The 21,981-nt window shown below is 38.8% G+C and carries 20 protein-coding genes; 10 read left to right on the forward strand and 10 right to left on the reverse strand.

All coding sequences use genetic code 11. The annotated features are described in order from the left end of the window. Nucleotides 1-5: 5 nt before the first annotated feature. The 6 genes from A3EE_RS0103220 to A3EE_RS0103245 all read right to left on the reverse strand — a co-directional run bounded on the left by A3EE_RS0103220 (nt 6) and on the right by A3EE_RS0103245 (nt 8,665). Nucleotides 6-1,001 carry a hypothetical protein gene (locus A3EE_RS0103220; protein ID WP_018341992.1) on the reverse strand — a complete coding sequence of 332 codons (996 nt, stop codon included), beginning with the start codon at nt 999-1,001 and terminating at the stop codon, nt 6-8. A gap of 75 nt (nt 1,002-1,076) precedes the next feature. Next, complete coding sequence (gene pgi / locus A3EE_RS0103225; protein ID WP_018341993.1) at nt 1,077-2,717, reverse strand: glucose-6-phosphate isomerase; 1,641 nt, start codon at nt 2,715-2,717, stop codon at nt 1,077-1,079. Nucleotides 2,718-2,846: 129 nt separating this feature from the next. Then, complete coding sequence (locus tag A3EE_RS0103230) at nt 2,847-3,785, reverse strand: toxin-antitoxin system YwqK family antitoxin (RefSeq protein ID WP_018341994.1); 939 nt, start codon at nt 3,783-3,785, stop codon at nt 2,847-2,849. A gap of 302 nt (nt 3,786-4,087) precedes the next feature. Next, nucleotides 4,088-5,902: a molecular chaperone HtpG gene (gene htpG / locus A3EE_RS0103235; RefSeq protein WP_018341995.1), complete on the reverse strand. Its 1,815-nt coding sequence runs from the start codon at nt 5,900-5,902 to the stop codon at nt 4,088-4,090. Between the two features lie 218 nt (nt 5,903-6,120). Then, nucleotides 6,121-7,983, reverse strand: a complete 1,863-nt coding sequence (locus A3EE_RS0103240; RefSeq protein WP_018341996.1) for an OmpA family protein — start codon at nt 7,981-7,983, stop codon at nt 6,121-6,123. 214 nt (nt 7,984-8,197) lie between these two features. Beyond that, nucleotides 8,198-8,665: a DUF4293 domain-containing protein gene (locus A3EE_RS0103245; RefSeq protein WP_018341997.1), complete on the reverse strand. Its 468-nt coding sequence runs from the start codon at nt 8,663-8,665 to the stop codon at nt 8,198-8,200. Between the two features lie 42 nt (nt 8,666-8,707). Between A3EE_RS0103245 and truA the strand changes: the two genes are divergently transcribed. The 3 genes from truA to A3EE_RS0103260 are packed head-to-tail and all read left to right on the forward strand — an operon-like array spanning nt 8,708 to nt 11,611. Next, nucleotides 8,708-9,454, forward strand: coding sequence for a tRNA pseudouridine(38-40) synthase TruA (gene truA, locus A3EE_RS0103250; RefSeq protein WP_018341998.1), 747 nt, complete (start codon nt 8,708-8,710; stop codon nt 9,452-9,454). Further along, nucleotides 9,447-10,352, forward strand: a complete 906-nt coding sequence (locus A3EE_RS0103255; protein ID WP_018341999.1) for an ABC transporter ATP-binding protein — start codon at nt 9,447-9,449, stop codon at nt 10,350-10,352. The genes truA and A3EE_RS0103255 overlap by 8 nt, the downstream gene beginning before the upstream one ends. Beyond that, entirely contained in the window at nt 10,349-11,611 is a 1,263-nt protein-coding gene (locus A3EE_RS0103260) for an ABC transporter permease (protein WP_018342000.1), read from the forward strand. The genes A3EE_RS0103255 and A3EE_RS0103260 overlap by 4 nt, the downstream gene beginning before the upstream one ends. Before the next feature lie 6 nt (nt 11,612-11,617). Here A3EE_RS0103260 and A3EE_RS21760 read toward each other — a convergent pair whose 3' ends face one another. Genes A3EE_RS21760 through A3EE_RS0103280 form a run of 4 tightly spaced genes read right to left on the reverse strand, consistent with a single transcriptional unit; the run spans nt 11,618 to nt 13,930 of the window. Next, nucleotides 11,618-11,905 carry an endonuclease/exonuclease/phosphatase family protein gene (locus A3EE_RS21760; RefSeq protein WP_157446867.1) on the reverse strand — a complete coding sequence of 96 codons (288 nt, stop codon included), beginning with the start codon at nt 11,903-11,905 and terminating at the stop codon, nt 11,618-11,620. Beyond that, entirely contained in the window at nt 11,890-12,606 is a 717-nt protein-coding gene (locus A3EE_RS21160; RefSeq protein ID WP_018342002.1) for an endonuclease/exonuclease/phosphatase family protein, read from the reverse strand. Before A3EE_RS21160 ends, A3EE_RS21760 begins: the two co-directional genes overlap by 16 nt. 34 nt (nt 12,607-12,640) lie before the next feature. Then, entirely contained in the window at nt 12,641-13,417 is a 777-nt protein-coding gene (locus A3EE_RS0103275; RefSeq protein ID WP_018342003.1) for a hypothetical protein, read from the reverse strand. A 9-nt stretch (nt 13,418-13,426) separates the two neighbouring features. Beyond that, on the reverse strand, nt 13,427-13,930 hold the full coding sequence (locus tag A3EE_RS0103280) for a phosphoribosyltransferase family protein (RefSeq protein ID WP_018342004.1): 504 nt from the start codon (nt 13,928-13,930) through the stop codon (nt 13,427-13,429). Nucleotides 13,931-14,366: 436 nt separating this feature from the next. On the opposite strand from A3EE_RS0103280, the gene A3EE_RS0103285 reads away from it, so the two are divergent. The 7 genes from A3EE_RS0103285 to A3EE_RS0103315 all read left to right on the forward strand — a co-directional run bounded on the left by A3EE_RS0103285 (nt 14,367) and on the right by A3EE_RS0103315 (nt 21,978). After that, on the forward strand, nt 14,367-14,609 hold the full coding sequence (locus A3EE_RS0103285; RefSeq protein WP_026209569.1) for a type B 50S ribosomal protein L31: 243 nt from the start codon (nt 14,367-14,369) through the stop codon (nt 14,607-14,609). A gap of 71 nt (nt 14,610-14,680) precedes the next feature. Next, the gene (locus A3EE_RS0103290) at nt 14,681-15,844 is read left to right on the forward strand and encodes a GlmU family protein (protein ID WP_018342006.1); all 1,164 of its coding nucleotides are present in this window, start codon (nt 14,681-14,683) and stop codon (nt 15,842-15,844) included. A 6-nt stretch (nt 15,845-15,850) separates the two neighbouring features. Then, nucleotides 15,851-16,978, forward strand: a complete 1,128-nt coding sequence (locus A3EE_RS0103295) for a DNA polymerase III subunit (RefSeq protein ID WP_018342007.1) — start codon at nt 15,851-15,853, stop codon at nt 16,976-16,978. After that, on the forward strand, nt 16,978-17,910 hold the full coding sequence (hemC, locus tag A3EE_RS0103300) for a hydroxymethylbilane synthase (protein ID WP_018342008.1): 933 nt from the start codon (nt 16,978-16,980) through the stop codon (nt 17,908-17,910). The genes A3EE_RS0103295 and hemC overlap by 1 nt, the downstream gene beginning before the upstream one ends. A gap of 170 nt (nt 17,911-18,080) precedes the next feature. Continuing rightward, entirely contained in the window at nt 18,081-18,725 is a 645-nt protein-coding gene (locus tag A3EE_RS0103305) for a peptidylprolyl isomerase (RefSeq protein ID WP_018342009.1), read from the forward strand. Between the two features lie 312 nt (nt 18,726-19,037). Then, nucleotides 19,038-19,940, forward strand: a complete 903-nt coding sequence (locus A3EE_RS0103310; RefSeq protein ID WP_018342010.1) for an SDR family oxidoreductase — start codon at nt 19,038-19,040, stop codon at nt 19,938-19,940. 583 nt (nt 19,941-20,523) lie between these two features. After that, the gene (locus A3EE_RS0103315; protein WP_018342011.1) at nt 20,524-21,978 is read left to right on the forward strand and encodes an alanine/glycine:cation symporter family protein; all 1,455 of its coding nucleotides are present in this window, start codon (nt 20,524-20,526) and stop codon (nt 21,976-21,978) included. The last annotated feature ends 3 nt before the right edge of the window (nt 21,979-21,981 follow it).

The following is a 21,981-nucleotide window of genomic DNA, read 5'->3' on the forward strand; positions in this document are numbered from 1 at the left end:
GTATTTTAATAATCTGCCTCAACAGAATATGTGCGTGATTTTTTTAGTATCGTATCTCCTGTTGCGGATAAAAATGAATTCTTGTTCCATTTATATTCGATGACGGTAGAATCTTTGTTTATTATCTGGGTATCCCCAGGCGCATCTTCGTATTGATCGCCTTCAATAATTTTTAATATACTTCCTTTTTTTCCTAATGAATCAGCAGGGAAAATCCAATAACTATATTGATGAAATTGTCCTGCTTCAGCAATTGCATATGTTTCCGGAAAAGCAATTAGTTTTTGTCCATTCCATAAAAACATGTAGTCAAAACTTGGATAACCGCAGGCATCAAAGCCGGTGTGTATCGAAAAGCTTTCTGTGATGCCATCTAAGCCCGTAGATTCAATTTCTTCAAAAGAAAAATAATATGAATACGAATAAGGAGCATCTCCTTCTGTAAGAATATCCAATTCAACATAAGAAGTTCCTATAATATTCCAGCCTCTATTTAAGAGACAAATTTTTCCGATAAACTTTTCTTTTAATTTATTATAACTCAACGTTAGCGTAACGAGCTGTTGGCTTTTAAGTGTGTCAACTCTGCAGGCAATGTAGGATTGAGATACGTATCCAGATTTAGTTCCTTCTTGTGATTGATACGAAATTTTGTAAACAGGTTCAATCCAATTGTTTTTGGTTGTTGTACCACAATAACTTTCTATTCTTATATGTTCTTCGATGGAAAGTTGGTCCAATGGAATTTGTAATAAGGAGTCAAAGTAAACCTGAGTTGGCTGTGTTGTCAATGTGATTGAACCAGCTTTATTTATTATGTCAGAATAGATATAAGGATCTCCGGAATCATCATCTATCAAAGTAGATGTGGGTGAAGTTGAATCAATAGGGTTTGCAATACTTGCAGAGTCTGTAGAATCAGTAGAGCCAGTAACTCCATCTTTATCAGTACAGCTTGCTAATACAAATGTGAGTATAAGAAATAAAACAAGCTGCTTCATGGCGGGAGTAAAAAGATATTTAAGAAAAAAAACGTACAAGCTCGGTGGAAGAACCTGTACGTTTTATCTTTATAATTATTTATTCTTTTTGTAGAAGTTGATCAAACCATTTGTAGAACTATCGTGGTTTGTTACTTCATCGTTATCTTTTAATTCAGGAAGAATTGCGTTTGCTAATTGCTTACCCAATTCAACACCCCATTGATCGAAGGCATTGATCTGCCAGATCACGCTTTGTGTGTAGATCTTATGCTCATACATCGCAACCAATGCGCCTAATGTGAACGGTGTTGATTTTTTAAAGAAAATAGAATTGGTTGGTCTGTTTCCTTCAAATATTTTATGGTTAACTAAAGCCGCTACATCTTCAGCAGATAAACCTGCTTTCTCTAACTCGGCTTTTGCTTCTGCACCCGTCTTGCCTTTCATCAACGCTTCAGTCTGTGCGAAGAAGTTAGCAAGTAATTTCGGGTGGTGATCGCCAATTGGATTCTGACTCACAACAGGCGCTAAGAAATCACATGGAATCAATTTTGTTCCCTGGTGAATCAATTGGTAGAATGCGTGCTGACCATTTGTGCCAGGTTCTCCCCAGATAATTGGTCCGGTAGAATACGTCACTGCTGTACCATCTTTCGTTACACGCTTGCCGTTGCTTTCCATATCTCCCTGCTGGAAATACGCAGCAAAGCGATGCATGTACTGATCGTATGGAAGGATCGCTTGCGATTCTGCTTTATAGAAATTGTTATACCATACACCAAGTAAGGCAAGGATAACCGGAATGTTTTTAGAGAAAGGTGTTTCTTTAAAATGGTTATCCATTGCATGTGCACCGCTTAACAACTCAATGTAGTTATCATAACCGATGTATAAAGCAATAGACAAACCAATTGCAGACCATAAAGAATAACGGCCGCCAACCCAGTCCCAGAATTCAAACATGTTGTTTGTATCAATACCAAATGCTGCTACTGATTTTGCATTTGTAGAAAGTGCTACGAAATGTTTTGCAACTGCTGTTTCGTCTTTCGCTGTTTTTAAGAACCATGCTTTTGCAGACTCTGCATTGGTAATGGTTTCCTGTGTAGTAAACGTTTTAGAAGCAATAATAAATAACGTCGTTTCCGGATTTAATTTCTTCGTGACTTCTACAATGTGTGTACCGTCAACATTTGAAACGAAGTGTACATTCAATGTGGATGAACCGTAAGGCTTCAATGCTTCGGTAACCATCACCGGACCTAAGTCTGACCCGCCGATACCAATGTTTACAACATCGGTAATGGATTTTCCTGTGTAGCCTTTCCATGCACCACTACGTACTTTTTCACAGAAGCCCTTCATCTTTTCCAACACAGCATTCACTTCCGGCATCACATCTTTGCCATCCGATAAGATCGGTGTATTGGAACGGTTGCGCAATGCAACATGTAATACCGAACGTTTTTCAGTATTATTTATTTTTTTACCCGAGAACATATCATCGATTGCTTGTTTCAATCCAGCTTCTTCAGCCAAAGCAATCAATAAAGACATAGTCTCATCTGTAATTCTATTTTTTGAGTAATCAACTAAAATATCCTTGAACTGAACAGAGTATTTCGAAAAACGATCTTTGTCTGCAGCAAATAGATCACGCATGTGCAAACCGGAAGTTTTTGAATAATGTTCGTTTAATTTCTTCCAGGATGTGAATTCAGATGTTGGGGTCATATGAGTTATTTAGGGTATTTTAAAAGGAGTTTCGTTGTTCAAATATACAAAAAAAAGAAACGTATGAATAAAGTCCGGGTTCAGGATTTATTCATACGTTTCTTTCTATAATCAAGCTTTCGGATTCAGTTAGCGTTTACGTTTCAAACGTTTTTTGATCGCATCTTCCTGATCTGCCTGTTTGGATCCTGCGGGAATTTCTTTGCCGTCAATAATGATGAGTTTTCCTTTCTCGTTCCATTCTTTTAAGATAAGAGGCTGTGTTGTAGTGTCGTCTGGATCGTCAGGATATTTTGTTTCCCGTTTGCGGTTGATGGAATTGGGAAAGTAATCGATCCATACACCCACTTTTACACCATTCTGATATCTGCCCTTTAAGAGCACATCGCCTTTATCTCCAAACAGGTAATAATCCCCTTGCAGCTTTCCATATTCATAAGGCATTACTTCTTTTACTTTTCTGCGTTCCGCATCGAAGTAGGTGATTTTGGCTTCTTTAGGCCAGCCTTTGTAGAATTTTGTTTTGCCGACTAAGATGTAATTTTTATCGAATGACTCCCAGCGTGCGTGTTTTGTACCTATGTAAAATGCACCTGTTTCAATAATGACACCGTTGTATTCTTTTACATACGGACCATGAAGCACGCGGTAGTTGGCTTTTTTATCTGCCTCGATCCGGGATACTTTTATGATCTGGTTTTTGGTCAGATCCCATACATAAAGATCCGGAATGTAGGGATTCGGATCTTTCCATTCTTTTAAATAATAGAACCTCTCCAACGTCACATTACCGCTAGTTCCGGAAATGGTACGTACAAATCCTTTTTTACATTTCAGGTTGTAAAAAACTTTCTTTTTAGGCTTAGGTGGTTTTCTTTTTTTACGTGTGGGAATCGTGTCCGGTTTGAAGATCAGCTCGGGCACGGTGTCCGTTTCAACAACATAATATCTAGGCTTCTTGCCCGATAGAAGCAAAGTGGTGTCTTTTTTATCCGTTTGGGCAAAAGAACACATCGGCAATACAATTGCTGAAAAAAGAAATAAAAGGCTGCTAAAAAGGTGTTTCATTGATTACAAAACTACTAAAAGTATCAATTATTGTGTTAAGAATTGGAAAGAAGTTGTCAGTGAACAGTGGTCAGAAAGTAAAAGCTAGGCAATTTATCTGAATCAGGATTTGAGGATTAAGGAAAAACATTGACTTATTCCGTTGACTAAAGCCAACGGCAATGAAAGCTGAGCCTTTCTTAATTCATAGAATTGCCGCGCTTTCCCGATAGCTATCTGGGCCGTCACATTTATGTGACGGATGCCAACAAAAAGCCCAGGTATAAATCTACCCGGGCTTCTATTTATTTTTTAAGTTGGTTTTATTTCGCCAACGCATTCACATTGCGTTCAATAAACGCGCTCAATTCCGCACCTTGTAACAGACCTTGAGAAAGCAATCCTAATTGATATGTTTGTTTGATCAATTGTTCGCCTTCTGCTTCCGGACTTGCGATTGCTTTTGCGATCAGCGGATGGTTAGTATTTACTACCACTTCGTGCGTCAGTTCAAAGCCTCCAAACATAGATTGTCCGGATGTTGCAGCCATGTCTTTCATACGACGCATGAATTCTGAAATCACAATCGTAACAGGCATGTCATCTACTGCAAGATGTTCAAGCTTGATGATCACTTTGCCATTATTGATTACTTTTTTGAAAAGCTCTTCTGCTTGTGTTTCCTGCTCTTTGGTTAGCAGACTTAATTTCGGCTCGTCTTTTTCAATCAGTTTATCTACACTTTCAGAGTCAATACGTTTGAATTGTACGTTCTCTAATTTGCCTTCTAACTGACCTAAAAAATGTGAATCGATTACAGAATCAAACAACAATACATCATATTGTTTTTTCTTCGCTGCCTGAATGAAGATGTCCTGCGCCACAGCATTGTTGCTGTATAGATAAACAAGTTTGTTGTTCTTATCTGTTTGTACAGGTTTGATCTTTTGTTCGTATTCTTCGATTGTAGACAATGCGTTGTCTGTATTTTTCAAGAGACAGAAGTTTTTCGCTTTATCGTAAAACTTCTCTTCGCTGATCATACCATATTTCACAAACATGCCGATATCATCCCATTTTGCTTCAAAGCCAGCACGGTCGTTGTTAAACAATTCGTTCAGTTTATCCGCTACTTTTTTCGTGATGTGGCTGTTGATCTTTTTAACATTTCCGTCTGCCTGTAAGAAGCTGCGTGACACGTTCAACGGGATATCCGGAGAATCGATCACACCATGAAGCAGCATTAAGAATTCAGGAACGATGTCTTTTACTTCATCGGTAATAAATACCTGACGGGAATACAACTGAATTTTATTGCGTTGGAATTCAAAATCTTTTTTCAGTTTCGGGAAATATAATACACCTGTTAAACTGAATGGATAATCCACATTCAAATGGATCCAGAACAAGGGATCTTCAGACATCGGATATAGTTCTTTGTAGAACGCAATGTAATCTTCGTCTTTTAATTCACTTGGTTGTTTGGTCCAAAGTGGAGTAGGGTTATTAATAACTTCTCCTTCGAATTCGATTTCAATCGGAAGGAAACGGCAGTATTTATCAAGGATAGAATGTATTCTATTCGTTTCTAAAAACTCCAGTGAATCTTCTGCAATGTGTAATGTAATCTCTGATCCGCGCTCTGATTTGTCAGAAGGTTTGATCTCAAATTCCGTAGAACCATCGCAGATCCAATGCGCTGCTTTTGAGTTCGGCTGATAGGAAAGTGTGTTGATCTCAACATTTGAAGAAACCATGAAGGCAGAATAGAAACCTAAACCGAAGTGGCCGATGATCTGATTGGTATCGGTTTTGTCTTTATACTTCTCGATGAATTCCGTTGCACCGGAAAATGCGATCTGATTGATGTATTTTTTTATTTCTTCCGCTGTCATACCAATACCTCGGTCGGTAATGGTAATGGTGCCGGCTTCTTTGTTTACACTGACAGAAACTTTGGTTTCGCCCAGATCGCCCTGGTATTCGCCAAGTGCCGCTAAACGCTTTAATTTTTGCGTAGCATCCACTGCATTGGATACCAATTCGCGTAAAAATATCTCATGGTCAGAGTAAAGGAATTTTTTAATGATCGGGAAAATGTTCTCTGTGTGAATGGAGATATTACCTTTTTCTTGCATAGATGTTTAAGTTTTTAATGATGAAAGCGTGGTTTCAAAGATTGTTCCACAGATAGAAAGGTGACAAGATGGCAGAGCTTGGTTTCCAGTTGCTAGGTACTAGTTTTTAGACAATGGGAAAATTGCATTCACATCATCGATAAACGAAACAGCCGTTAGATTCAAATCTACCGGCTGTTTTTTGTCTGGCAACTAGAAGCTAGAACCTGGCAACTAAATCACAAAATCTTCATCTCTGTTCGTCTGTTTTTCTGTCTACCTTCTTCCGTAGCATTTGAACCAACAGGTTGTGAGGAACCATAGCCTTTTGCAACCAGTCTGTTTGCAGAAATGCCGTTTTGGATAAGATAGGTAACAACGGTTTTAGCACGCTCTTCTGAAAGTTTTTGATTCAGTGTTTCGTCACCGATATTATCTGTATGGCCGGCAATTTCCACACGTAGGGTCGGATTGTTTTTTAGAAGTTCTGTCAGCTTTTTTAATTCAGAGAAAGAGGTAGCCTGGATCGTAGATTTTCCTGAATCAAAGAAAATGTTTTTCAAAACAATCTTACTGGAAGTTCGCACTGTAACCAGCGTGATGTCCTGTCTGTATTCTTTATATCCATCGGTCGCATTCAGGGTAACGTTTTCAGAGTAAAATAAATGGCCTTCTTTTTCAATCGCTACACCATAGTTTGTTCCGGAAGGCAGTGCAATAATGTATTCGCCTGTTTCACTGTTCGAATGATATTTTGCGATTACTTCTTTGGATTGATTATCTGTAATGGTAATGGTTGCTTCCGTAGGTTTACCTGTTTGGTCGTCGAGTATTTTTCCTTTTAACAAGGCCAGGTTCGGAACATTTTCTGCAACAGGCATACGTATCGAATAAATATCCTGCTGTCCGTAACCACCTTCTTTATTGGAAGAATAGTATCCTATTTTTCCATCAGCAGATAATACAAAATAAATATCATCTCCTGCGGTATTAATCGGCGATCCAAGGTTTTCAGGCGTTGACCAGGTACCGCTGGATGTACGTGTTGTTTTGAAGACATCGTAGCCACCCATACTAGTATGGCCTTTGGAACTGAAGTACAATGTTTTTCCATCCGGGTGCATAAACGGAGCATCTTCATCAAATGGTGTATTGATGGGGAGTTTAACGGGTTTACTCCAATTTCCTCCTACCGTTCTGCTGCACATATAAATATCTCTGTTCTCGTAGGCATTGGTCGCACGAACAAAAAACAAGGTACGTTCGTCTGGTGATAAACAGGCGGAAGTTTCAAAGAATTCTGTGTTCACGGGAAGAGGCGTTGCTGCTCCCCATTTTTTTCCTTTTAATTCAGATTGAAAAATATCGCCGCCATTTACTCCCCGGTATACAAACATGGTTTGTCCGTCTTCTGAAATACCGACACAAGCATCGTGCACTGCTGTATTCAACGGTGCACCGATGTTGAGCGCCTGATTCCATGCACCACCAACATTGCTGCACATGTAAATATCTTCAAATGGCAAACCATCCGAATCAAGCTTACCACCGATGCTGCCGGCGCGACGGGAAGTGAAATACAACTTCGACATATCGGCGGTGATCACAGGCAGATAATCCATGCCCTGCGAATTTACCAGCGCTCCGGCATTGGTGATCTTAATATCTTTTGCATTACTCGTATATTTTTTACCGTAAGAACATTCTGTCTCTAATTTTGAAATCAGTTTGTAATTTGTTTTTCCCGGATCCGATTTTCTATAATAATAAATAGCCGAATCCCAGCGCTGATTCTGATGCAATGCTTGTCCGTATACAAAGTACATTTCATTTGAAGGCGGATTGGATTTGCGGATTGCAACGCCAGCATAATTCAATGCTTTCTGTTTGGGTGAAGTCAACAGATAACATTTTGCGATCATAAAATTTACATAGGGATTATCTTTGTTCTGTTGCAAAGCTAATTCATAGGCCGTTAATGCTTCCGTATAACTTTTTGCTGCAAAAGCAGCGTCGCCTTTTTTAATCAGCTTATCATCCTGACTGTAGCTGTTAAAAAATAAAAAGCAGGATAGAATGTATGTAAGTATAAGTTTGTTCATTGGATGTACGGTTCTGGTGCAATGATATAGTAGTTTAACGATTTTTTGTGGTAAAACGATACGTTTGAGTAGGAAGCATTAAGTCTAAAGCGAAAAGATTAAAGCCTAACGCTTTTAGAGGCAGGTTTAAATAAAAAAAGCCTTTCGCATAATACGAAAGGCTTTCAATGTTTTTCCCAGGCAAGCCTTAGGCGTTAAGCTTTTAGCGTTGGGCTTATCTGATTCTGTCTACCGATTTAACCAGTTCTTCGTCTTTTTGAATTCTTTTGCCTGCAATAAAGCAAAGAACTAATGCTGCCAGAGGCATGTAAAATGCCAGACCGAATTTCTCTGTAATTTCTGCTGTTCCAAGGAATGTTTTCACTTCACGTATATGCCAAAAATACAAGCCTTCAATCAAACAAATAAGAATGGTATTCATCATATTTAAACGCATTTGAAGCACTCTGTCTTTGTATTTGAAAATAATAAAAACGGTAAGAAGAATGCTTATTGCAATCAATCCGGCTATATAAAATAAATTTTTATGAGTGGAAGTAGTCTCATGTGTAACGTTTAATGTAAAGGAGTTTAACTGGATAAGTGTTCCTCCGGAAGTCGCTTCCCAGGCAGGAGTAAACAGACAAACAGATAGTATCAAAGCAGAAATTAATAATAGTATGGATTGAATTCTTTGTATCATAAGGGCTTTCAATTAAATTGCAGGATAAAAATAATAAAAAAATTGAGATATTTTCTGGATATATCTTATCGCGGTGCCAACTATCATGGCTGGCAGATACAGGAAAACGCTGTTACGGTACAGGGTGTTTTGGAAAAAGCATTGAGCAATGTACTTGGTGCTAAGATCGATATACTTGGGAGCGGTCGTACCGATACCGGTGTGCATGCTTCTTCGCAGATCGTTCACCTGGATTCTCCACGGGAATTTGATCCGCTGTTGATCTTTCGGATCAATGGCTATCTGCCTAAGGATATTTGCATTAAGTCTGCGCGTTTGGTGAGAGATGATGCACATGCACGCTTTGATGCAACATCACGCGCATATGTATATCGCATTACGCTGGTTAAAAATCCTTTTGAGATTGGTTTGGCATATTATTTTTATCCGCCGATCAATATCGATGAAATGAATAAGGCTGCAGCCTTATTATTGAAATACGAAGACTTTGAAAGTTTCAGCAAAGTACATACCGATGTTACAAATTTTAATTGCACCATCTTTCATGCATACTGGGAACGCAGCGGAGACATGTTATACTTTCATGTAAAGGCCAACCGTTTTCTTCGTGGAATGGTGCGTACGCTTGTAGGTACCATGCTGGAAATTGGGAAGGGAAGAATGAGCCTGGATGAATTTGTAGAAATTATTTTAGCAAAAGATCGCAAGCGTGCCGGAATATCTGCACCGCCTGAAGCCCTTTATTTATCTGAAGTCGAATATCCAGCGGAGGTATACAAACATGTCTGAGATTCTTCGACTTGAGAATGTAACAAAAACATTTGGCTCCTACACAGCCATAGATCATATTTCCTTTTCATTAAAAAAGAACAGCATACTTGGCTTGCTTGGTCCGAATGGAGCAGGCAAAACAACCTTGCTGCGCTTGATTACACAGATTGTATTGCCTGATAGCGGACAAATCTTTTTTGAAGGGAATGTTTTGTCTGAAGCACATCGTATGCAGATCGGATATTTACCTGAAGAACGCGGTCTATATCGCAAGATGCGCGTACAGGAGCAATTGATCTATTTTGCTCAGCTGCGTGGTATGTCTTCAAAAGAAGCGAAACAGCAGACAACAGATTGGTTAACACGTTTGGAAATAACTTTTTTTAAAGATCAGGTATTGGAAACATTATCGAAAGGGCAACAACAGAAAGTACAGTTTATTTCTGCTGTTGTACATAATCCTGAGTTATTGATCTTAGATGAACCCTTCAGTGGTTTTGATCCTGCGAATGCAGAAGTAATTAAAAAAGAAATCAAAGCATTGCATGCATCCGGCACTACAATCATATATTCTACACACCGTATGGATACGGTAGAAGATGTCTGCACTGAATTGTTGATGATCGATCATGCAAAAGTAGTGTTGCAGGGCGAACCGAATGCAATCCGTAAACAGTTTGACAAAGGCTATGTACGCTTGATCTATAGCGGTGCATTGCCAACGCAAATACAATCGGATATCATTGAACAAAAAAATATTGATGCAACGAAAGTATCGTATTTGCTTGCGCCATCCATCGAAAAAAAACAACTACTGCAGTTGTTAATTAATCAAGGCGAAGTATATCATTTTGAAGAACACTTGCCAAGCATGCATGAAATCTTTTTGCAACATGTAAACAAGCAGCGTGTATGAAACAGATCTGGATTGTTTTAAAACAGGAATATCTCAATCGGATCAGAAAGCGTTCGTTTGTTGTACTCACCTTACTTGGTCCCGTATTGTCGTTGTGCATGTTATTTATTCCCGTTTATCTGAGTTTGAATACCAACGAACGCATACATGTATGGCTGCAGACTGCTAATATACGCGGAGGTAATTTTACCGATGAGACCTTTGTTTTCCATCACATTGAAAAGATTGATGTAAAAGAAATTGAACAAGAGTTCTTGCAGGAAAAAAGCGAGGCTGATGTATTGGCAACATATTCTATAGATCAAAAGCAAATTGTATTGTGGGATAAAAAAGGTTTGTCTGCTGCTGAACAATGGAAGCTTAAAAATAAGATCCAGGATATTTATGTTAAGGACCTTGTTGCAACCTATCTTCCGGAACGCGCTGTAGCACCGCAGATTCAGTACATTCCATTGGCAGAAGAAATACCGCATACAGATATATTGCAGGTAGCAGGATTGTTTTGTGCGATCATCATTTACTTTTTTATTTTCTATTACGGTGTACAGGTAATGAAAGGCATTGTTGATGAAAAAGTAAATCGGGTAGTAGAAGTGATCTTATGTTCCGTAAAACCTTTTCACTGGATGATGGGGAAGATCCTGGGGATTGCTGCTGTATGTCTTACGCAGTTTGGTTTCTGGACCATGATATATGTGTGGATCGGTTCGAAGTTTAATAACCGTTATGGTGAAGCACTCACACAATTCAACGATAAAAATATTCAGGACACCTTGCATGTAACCACAGATGCCTGGCAGGCACTCGAGTGGAATGTATATGCACAAGGCTTTGAAAGTCTGCCGTTATTGACAATAGGTATTTCCTTCTTTGCGTATTTTATCTTAGGTTATTTATTGTACGCTTCTTTGTTTGCAGCTGTTGGCGCAATGACCGATAACGAAACGGATACACAACAATTTACTTTTCCGATCACGGCACCTTTATTCATTACTTTTTTGTTTGCAGGTTTAATTATCAGCGCACCCGATTCGCAGATGTCAATGATCCTGTCGTATTTTCCGTTAACGTCGCCCGTAGCTATGATGCTGCGTATTCCTTTTGGTGTAAGCGTTTGGGAGATTGTCGCGTCTGTTGCAATTCTGCTTACAACATTTATATTTGTTGCGTACCAGGCATCGCAGGTATTCAAACGCGGCGTGTTGCAGTATGGAAAGGCGATGAGCTGGAAGGATGTGTTTAGTTTCGGTAAAAAGTAATCTTGATTATATTTTAACTTTTCCCACCAATCCCAAATGATCCGAACTTCCGCTGTTAAGAACCTTTGCAGATACGGGAGTTGCTGCACCTTTGATTAATATATAATCCAGTCTTAAGAATGGAGTTGCTTTACTTGTGTTGGGGAACGTTGAACTATTACCTTCACCCACTTCATTGAAAACATCTACCCAGGTATTCCTTAAATTTCTATACAGAGGTTCGTAGGGAGTTGTATTCAGATCGCCGATTAAAATAGATACATCACTTGGATTGTTTTTTACAGTAGTTTCAATTTGTTTGAATTGCTTTCTCTCAAGGTGTAATTTGCACTAAACAGCGATAAGAAATTTTCGGGATGTTCAACAGCAGCGGCCGGCGATGCTGTGTGTACATTTATAAGCTGAATTTTTTTATTATGAATATGTGCAGTAATAATCTGTGCAAAAGGTTTTTTATTATCATTCAACAGTAATGTGTCATTTGAAAGTTTGTATTTCGAATACACCCCAATCCCATGTGTTCCTTTGTCTATATAAATTCTTTTATACGGATACTGTTTACCAAGGGATTTTGATAGCATAGATACCCAGGCAGGAGTGAGTTCCTGTACGATCAATATGTCCGGGTCTGTCCGTTTGATTTGGTTTAGGATCACATCCGGATTCTTGTTCTTGAAAAATAAGTTGTATGTGAGTAATGTTAATTCTGTATCTGTTGAAGTTTGTTGAGGAGATGCTTCATTCAATTTCGCGAAAATAAATTCCAGGCCTATAAATACTACAGAACCCAATAAGATGTATTGCAGTTGTTTTGATACAATGCGTTTTGTGGTTAAAAAGAATAAGAGCAGCCCAACAAATAAAAATCCCCATCTGCCCAAGATAAGTGTTGTTCCAAAAATAAAATGATTTCTACATACTAAAAGACAAACAACAAACACGATAAATGCTATGATCAGGAATTTTAAAAAAGCACTTATGTTTTTTTGCTGCATGAGGTGAAATGTTAATTACAGATGTACTAAATAACTACTCTAATGTGTTTTTATATTTTTTAGGCGCTCTATAATACCATGGAATATTCAATAAACCTTTTTGTACATCGATATACATATTGTCACCTATATCAGCTATTTCATATTCTTGCTCTGAAATAGGCAGATCTTCTTTGTAAGGATGATGTTCCCAAGGAGCAACTGTCACTCGATACGATACGGGAGGATAGTCGCCCCCACCTCTAGTATACTTGGCAGTGATTTTTGTTTTAAAACGTTCAGGAGAAGAGGAATCAAATAAACAGTTAATACCAAAGCTTACTCCGTAACTATAAAGTAAAATGCATACAACGAGTAAGCCGTAAAATTGTGTCTGTTGTTTTAAGATTCCTTTGAAAGGTAAATGATCTAGAATGAAAATAATTACAAAAAATAAAATAGGGATCGCTAAGTAGGTTAATAAACTGAAATAATTTTCACAATTAAATTTAAAATAAACCCTTAGAGCTAATACAATAGAAGGTAATATAATATAGAGTGAGACAGCATTTTGTTCGTCTTTATTCTCATTGAATCCAGTGTTTTTCGAATTAATAAAATGAATAATTTTCAAAAAAAATGAAAGTCCAATACCTAAGATCGGGATAGATGCCAATGTGCAAAATAATTCCAAAAAAGGATAAGGGAAAAAGATGAACCATGCACAAATAAAAAAAGTCATTGTATTTAGCCAATCCAGATTTTTGTTACCTGAGAAATATGATTTCAGTTTGGAGATTAAATGTTGTAAATAAAAAAATATCTTATGCATCAGTTAACTCTAACTCAGATAAACCCCCATATCCTTCGCTGAAAGATTTACCTCAACATGTTCCTGTAAGGTAGTAGCCATTACATAACCTACAAAATCAGCAGAAATAGGAAAAGTATGATGTCCACGATCCACGATGAATGCAGTTTGTATGCGTTTGATGTTGATGTTTAAAAAAGGTTTTAAGCTGTACGCAATAGTACGGCCCGTGCTTAACACATCATCCACAATGATAACACATTTATTTTTTAGTGTTTTTACATCCACATCCAATGTTACCTCACTTTGAGAAGGAGATTGTTTGTCGAGTGTAACTTTAATAAGCGTCGTTTTAGTATCAGAAATAGAATTGAATTCCTTTTCCAACAATTTGGCAAACGAATAACCACGATCATAGATTCCTGCAAACACGATTTCCTTTTCTTTGAAATTCTGTTCCAGGATTTCGTATGCAATACGTTTGATGCGTTGCTGAATTTGCTTCTTGTTTAAAATAAGGTTCTTTTCTGCCATGACTTTTACTTGTTAAGCAAAGATAGTAATAGGTTTTAAGTTTTAAGTTTTAAGAAGTGTAAAGTTTAAAGTATCATGTTCTAAGTTTTAGGTTTTAAGAGTGTTCTTGTTGGCGACTGCTCTTTATTAAAAGTACTGACGCGCTTCATTGCCGTTGTTTAGCCAACGGTTATGAATAGTATCCCACGGTTACCCCACCATTATCCCATATGAATAGTAGGACAATCGCCTGTAATGCCTTATATCGCAACTATTTATCTTATTTTTACCTTTTTAGCCCAAATCAGCATAAATTATCCGTTATTGTTTGCTGTCTTGGGAATATTCCGTATTTTTGTCGTCCGATTCATTGAGTGGACGGAGGAAAATGATCTGTAAGCAATCGCTTCTGGCCGCATTTTCAGTTAAAAAGAACCAAAAATTAAACAATACGATCATGAAACAAGGTATTCACCCAGATTATAGAGAAGTTGTATTCCACGACATGTCTGCGGATGTTAAATTCATCAGCCGTTCTACTATCAAAACTGGCGATACAATCGCAATGGAAGATGGTAAAACATACCCATTGGTTAAATTAGAAGTTAGTTCTGCATCTCACCCGTTCTACACTGGTAAGAAAATGTTCTTGGATGCTGAAGGACGTGTTGAAAAATTCAACAAACGTTACAAAAAATAATATTTCTCCCCATTCACAGGGATTTAAAGTCTTTTCAATGGAAATTGGAAAGACTTTTTTATTTTTGAACTATGAACATTCAATTCTTTGATGAACCTAATCTTCGCAAGGCTTTATTGCCGCTAACCTTTACACGACCGACGGCAGAATTACGCATCGGAATTCTTACCATTCGTGAAAAATGGCAGCAGTATTTTTCAGGCGCACATTGCTCTTTCAAAACAGAAGATTATTTACAAGGAAAATTCCCTTCAGCTGAACAGGCAGATCTACAGATAAACGGATCTGTTTGTCCGAATGAACACCTGGTTGCAGAAATCAATAAGCTCTCAGAAGGTGAAGGACTTGTTTCTCAAGGAATGGTGATTGCTTCAAAAGGAATTCTGAAAAAACGAATTGATTATTTACAGGAACTGCGTGTGATCCATACCCCTGCGGATCTGTTCACGCATAATGGTGCTGAGATCCGTGCGGATTTTGCTCGTGTTACGAAAGGCAGAACAAGTTGTCCTGTTGATGATAAACATACCATTGTTTACAATCCGGAGAATGTATTTATAGAAAACGGTGTAAAGATCCGTGCTGCCATTATCAATGCAGAAGACGGTCCGGTGTATATTGGCAAGGATGTAGAAATACAGGAAGGCGCGATTATTAAAGGTCCGTTTGCAGCATGCCAAGGTGCTGTAGTTGCGATGGGCTCTAAGATGCGCGGCGATAATACACTTGGTCCGTATTGTAAAGTTGGCGGCGAAGTAAGTAATACCATCTTTATCGGCTACAGCAATAAAGTACATGATGGTTTTATCGGAAACTCTGTGATCGGCGAGTGGTGCAATTTGGCTGCAGGCACAAACGTTTCTAACTTAAAAAATAATTATTCTTCCATCAAAGTACATTCGTATACGAATGATATTTTGGAAGATACAGGTAAAATATTTCATGGCTTGATCATGGGCGACTATTCACGCTGCGGAATCAATGCTATGTTCAATACAGGAAGTGTAGTAGGTGTTTCGTGCAATGTTTATGACGCTGCTTTTCCTCCGAAGTTTCTCCCGTCCTTTGCATGGGGCTCTGCTGCGGGCTTTACAGAGTTTCGTTTAGAAGAAGCGTTTGAAGTAGCAAAAAAAGGAATGGCACGCCGCAAAGTTGAATTGAGTAAAGAAGATGAGAAGATACTAACGCATATCTTTCAGCAAGAAAAAATACAGCGCACACAGTTATTAAAATAGTCTGATATGCAATTCTCAGAGATACCGGGTTTACATGAAGTTAAAAATACGCTGATCAATTCTGTAAAGAATAATCACGTAGCGCATGCGCAGCTGTTTGCTGGTGTGGAAGGTTCTGCGGCATTGCCTCTGGCATTGGCGTATGCGAGTTATGTGAACTGTCTGGAAAAATCAGACACCGATTCGTGCGGACAATGTTCTTCGTGCAGCAAATACAATAAACTCATTCATCCGGATTTACATATTTTATTTCCGGTTGCTACAAATAAAAAGATCACAAAAGATCCAACCAGTGATCTGTTCTTTCCGGATTGGCGCGAAGCATTTCTTGCAAATCCATTTTTTACATTCAATGATTGGATGGAATTGCTGGATGCAGAAAATAAACAATTGATCATTAATGTAGAAGAAAGCCGTACCGTTGTTAAGAAAATTTCAATGAAGGCTTTTGAAGCAGAATATAAAGTGGTGATCATCTGGCTTCCTGAAACCATGCGTACAGAAGGCGCGAATGCCTTACTGAAATCGCTGGAAGAACCACCTGCAAAAACATTGTTCTTATTGGTTACAGCGAAACAGGAACGTTTGTTAACAACGATCATTTCACGTACGCAACGCGTGCAGGTTCGCTTATTCAAAGATGCAGAGATCAAAGAATATCTGGTTCAGAAAAAAGGAATCGGTGAAGCGCAGGCAAAACGGGTAACGTATTTAGCAGATGGTAACATGCGAGAAGCAATTCAATTACTTTCTGCAGAAGATCAAAATTACGAATCAAAGATCAGAGACTGGTTCAGAGCCTGCTTTGGCTCTAAGCTACAGGACATGATGCGTCTTTCAGAAGAGTTTGGATCGTTGCCGAGAGAATTACAAAAATCATTGCTGCAATACGGCTTGGGTATTTTTAGAGACAGCTTAATGTACAAGGAAGTTGGTAAAGACTTGCTTCGCGTGGATGAAGAAAGTACAGATGACATGGTTCAAAAATTCAGTCAGGTAATAGACTTTACAAAAGTGTTGAGCTTATCGCAGGTATTGAATGAAGCACATGCTGAAATAGAACGGAACATCAATTCGAAAATGGTGTTTATGGATACCTCTTTTCAGATGAATAAAATTTTCAAACAGAAATAATGAATACTACTGTTCGTATTGGTACACGTGGAAGTAAGCTTGCTTTGTGGCAGGCAGAACACGTGTCCGATTGTTTAAAAGCAAAAGGATTGAATCCTGAAATTGTAATCATTGATACAACAGGTGACAAAATATTAGATCAGTCGTTGTCGAAGATCGGTTCTAAAGGTTTGTTTACAGAAGAGCTGGAAGAACAGCTGCACACCGGCAGCATTGATATTGCTGTACACAGTGCGAAAGATCTGCAGACGCATTTGAAAAACGGAATGTATATTCTTGCAATTACAGAACGTGAATTGGTAAATGATGTATTGGTAAGTCACAAATCAATTGGAAGCCTTAAGGAAAACGAAAACATTGTGATCGGTACATCTTCTACACGTAGAAGAGCGTTGTTGCGAAAGTTTTATCCGAATGCCAAAATGGTTGACATGCGTGGTAACCTTCAGACCCGTATCCGTAAGATGGAAGAAGGTGCCTGCGATGCTATGATATTAGCGTATGCAGGTATGCACCGCATGGGTTATGATGCCTTAATCAAAGAAAAACTTTCGCTGGAAGAATTTACACCGGCAGCCGGACAAGGTACCTTAGCGATTGAAGCATCGGCGACCTTAGATAAAGAAAAGGCAAAGATCATACGTGATACATTGAATAATGACGTTACAGAAATAGCTGTGATAGCGGAACGCGCCTTTCTGCGCACCTTAGAAGGCGGCTGCAGCATTCCCGTATTTGCCTTGGCACAATTAACAGGTAGCGCCTATATCTTAGTCGGCGGTATTGTTAGTTTAGACGGAACAAAATATTTGCGTAAAGAAATCTCCTTTACAGCCGCCGATGCAGAAGAGCGTGGTGTGGAATTGGCAATGGCGCTATTGAAAGATGGAGCGGATGTTATTCTTAGAGAGATTAAAAGGAGTATTAAGTAATAGGTTTTAAGTTTTAAGAATGAAAACAATAATCTGCATTCTTAAATTCTTATCCTTATTTCATTCAGGCCATAAATAGTGAGTGGCCATTAAACGAAACAGCGAATCTTAAAACTTATTACTTAAAACTTATTACTTAAAACCTATTACCTAAAACTTATTACTCTATCATGAAGCAATTACTTTTCACCTTACTAACGTGCTTTGCATTCTTATTCACCGCACAGGCGCAAACATCTACTACACCTGTTATTCCAACAGAAGACTATCTGGTAACCATCTCAACATCGTATGGAGATATGGTTTTGTTGTTGTACAGTCAGACACCTTTGCATAGAAAGAATTTTATTGACTTGGCACAAAAACATTATTACGACGGAACAACATTTCACAGAGTAATTTTAGATTTTATGATTCAGGGTGGCGATCCGAATTCGAAAGATTCAATTGCAGGTAATGAGGGAATGGGCGGACCGGGTTATACGGTTCCTGCAGAATTCAATCCGAATCTGAAACACGACAAAGGGGCATTGGCAGCGGCTCGTATGGGCGATGATTCCAATCCGCAGCGCGCTTCAAGCGGTTCGCAGTTTTATATTGTGCAAAATAAAGGTGGGACACCGTTTCTTAATGGGAGCTATACGGTATTCGGACAAGTGATCAGCGGCTTTGATGTGATCGATAAGATTGCCCAGGCGCAGGTTGACGGTGCTGCAAAACCGTTAAAAGATATTACAATGAAAGTTACAGTTGTTAAAATGAAAACCAAGAAGATTATTAAGTTGTACGATTGTGCATGGTTTTATAAGATTTAAAGCTTTAAGAAGTGTAAAGTTTAGAGTGTAAAGTGTAAGCGTTACTCTAGCGCCAGTCTTAGCGCAGCGGTGACTGGTGCTTCCTGCTCTATCCTTAGAGTTAGCGAAGCCCTCTAAGGATGTTTAATGATTGAGAGTCTCTGACTCGATTCTTAAATTAAATAGCTGTATAAAAAAACGAGTCGAAGACTCTATTCTATAATATGATCCTAAGAGCGCTTCGCTAACTCTAAGGATAGGTTCCCAGGCACACTGAAATAATTATTAATCACCGAACAAGCTTTAGGCTTTAAGCCTAAAGCTCTAAGCATTATGAAAATACTAATCACCGGCAGTAACGGTCTTCTCGGACAAAAACTTGTTTCTCTATTATACTTGCTTCCTGAAGTAACGTTGATTGCTACGGCGCGTGGTGCCAATAGAGATGAGATCTACGAAGATTACATCTATGAATCGATGGATATCACTTCGGAGGAAAATGTGTTGAGTGTATTTAGAAAGCACAAACCCGATGCAGTAATTCATACGGCAGCAATGACGCATGTAGATCAATGTGAATTGAATAAAGAAGCCTGCGTGGATCAGAACATTACTGCTGTGAATCACATTGTAAAGGCGAGCAAAGAAGTTGGAGCGTTTTTATTACACGTATCTACCGATTTTATTTTCGATGGAACACACGGTCCGCTTACTGAAGAAGAACAACCAAATCCGGTGAACTACTACGGCTGGACGAAGTGGGAAGCAGAGAAAGCAGTTGAAGCATCCGGTTTGAAATGGGCGATCGCACGTACGGTATTGGTATATGGTGTGGTGCAGGATATGAGTAGAAGTAATATTGTATTGTGGGTTAAAAATAATTTAGAGCAGAAAAAAGAAATCAATGTGGTGAACGACCAGTGGCGTACACCAACATTGGCCGAAGATCTGGCGAAAGGATGCTGGCTAATTGTTCAGAAGCAGGCGCAAGGCATCTTCAATATTTCAGGCGAAGCAATGATCAGTCCGTATGAACTGGCACATGAAGTTGCAAACGTATGGAACTTAGATAAAGGATTGATCAAACAAGCCGATTCATCTACGTTTACGCAGCCAGCGATGCGTCCGCCGAAGACAGGTTTCATTATCGAAAAAGCAAAAAAACAATTGGGATACAATCCACATACCTTGGTTGAAGGATTGGAATTGGTGAAGGAACAGTTATTGTCTCAGTAGGGAGATTATTCGCATGCGTCCTGCACTGCCCAGGTTTCAACCCTAGTGAGAAAGCGAGTCAAAGACTCTTAATTATTAAACATCCGTAAAGCCCTGCGGAACTCTACGGATAGGCTCGAACGTCCTGCATAGCCACACGGTTTTAACCGTGGGGTGAATATTTGCCCCGAAATCTGATTTGCTCCGAAAAAATTATAAACATCATATTTAAGCCTGTTTTATTATAAAACAGCCATTTTTTTGAAAAGACACCTCAAATTTGATCTGCATAGGCTGAAAAATCATTCCGTTTGAAATAAAATCCCTTTATAATTTATATTGCTTCGGATATATTCTTGTTGTAACATATTCATTTTTAGCATTTTGAAAAATAATTTCTTTGTTTGAACGAAAACTTTCTTGTAACTTTATACTAGTTAATGCAACAGTATATGTCTGTACGCGTTATTGAACAAGTCTTACATAGCCAACTTTTGTTCGTTTAGTTGGTGAATAAGTTGATAAAAGGGTTAGAGTGGTGCCGATAGCTATCGGCACCACTCTTTTTTTTGTATCCTATCTATTTTCTGGTTTATTTTATAACATGGCACAAACTCAAAGTCTGGACGAAGCAATCAATTCATTTATCGGTCCGGTCTCCGATTTTATAACTTCTATTATTTTTTATTCAATTCATATCTCCGGTGTAGATGTACCCTTGATCGTATTGTGGCTGATTACAGCTGGTTTGTTTTTCTTTTTCTATCTTAAAGCAATTAATGTTACACGTCTTGGTTTGGCCATTAATATTGTGCGTGGCAAATACGACGATCCCAATTCCAAAGGAGAGGTGAATCATTTTCAGGCATTGGCAACAGCTTTATCCGGCACCGTTGGTTTAGGAAATATTTCAGGTGTTGCTGTAGCCATTGTTGCAGGCGGCCCCGGTGCAACCTTCTGGATGGTCGTTGCAGGTTTCTTTGGCATGATGACCAAGTTTGCGGAGTGTACATTGGGTGTAAAGTATAGACAAGTAAGTGCAGACGGAATAGTATCCGGCGGACCGATGTATTTTCTGCGTGATGGATTAAAGGCTAAAGGGTTTCCCGTGTTTGGAAAAGTACTTGCCGCATTGTTTGCAGTAATGTGTATCGGTGGTGCATTGGGTGGCGGTAATATGTTTCAGAGCAATCAGGTAACGGCACAGCTTGTAGCGGAGACAGGTGGTACAGCAAGTTGGTTTGCAGGAAATCTCTGGCTGCCCGGTTTGATCTTAAGTATACTGGTTGGAAGTGTAATTATCGGCGGACTCAAATCCATAGCCAACGTGACGGAAAAGATTGTTCCCTTCATGTGTGCCTTGTATGTGATCACCTGCCTGTATATTATTTTTGCAGCTTACGATAAAATTCCGGAAACATTCATGCTGATTATGAATGGCGCGTTCAATTCGGATGCGATGTATGGTGGTGTGTTGGGCGTATTGATTACAGGCTTTCGCAGAGCATCGTTCTCGAATGAAGCAGGCGTTGGTTCTGCATCGATTGCGCACTCGGCAGTTAAGACCAATGAACCTGTTACCGAAGGACTGGTATCTTTATTGGAACCGTTTTTAGATACCATTGTGATCTGCACCATGACTGCATTGGTGATTGTGATTTCAGGAACGTATCAGGATTTTGGAAAGGATGGAATTACACTTACCTCGCATGCATTCTCCAGTACGGTAGATTGGTTTCACTACATACTTTCAATCAGTGTATTTCTGTTTGCGTTTGCAACCATGATTTCCTGGTCGTATTACGGCTTGAAGTCGTGGGGGTATTTATTTGGTGATGGAAAAATTTCAGAATTGATTTATAAATTCATTTACTGTTTTTTTATTATTGTTGGCGCTTCAATGAGCCTTACAAAAGTTGTAGACTTTTCAGATGCCATGATTTTCTCCATGAGCATTTTTAACATCATTGGTTTGTATCTGCTCTCGGGGGAGCTTAAGCAGGATATGAATCAGTTCTTACATAAAATCGATACCGGAATTATTAAAAAAAATCAGTAACAC

It is taken from the genome of Cytophaga aurantiaca DSM 3654, from assembly GCF_000379725.1.
GTDB lineage: Bacteria > Bacteroidota > Bacteroidia > Cytophagales > Cytophagaceae > Cytophaga > Cytophaga aurantiaca.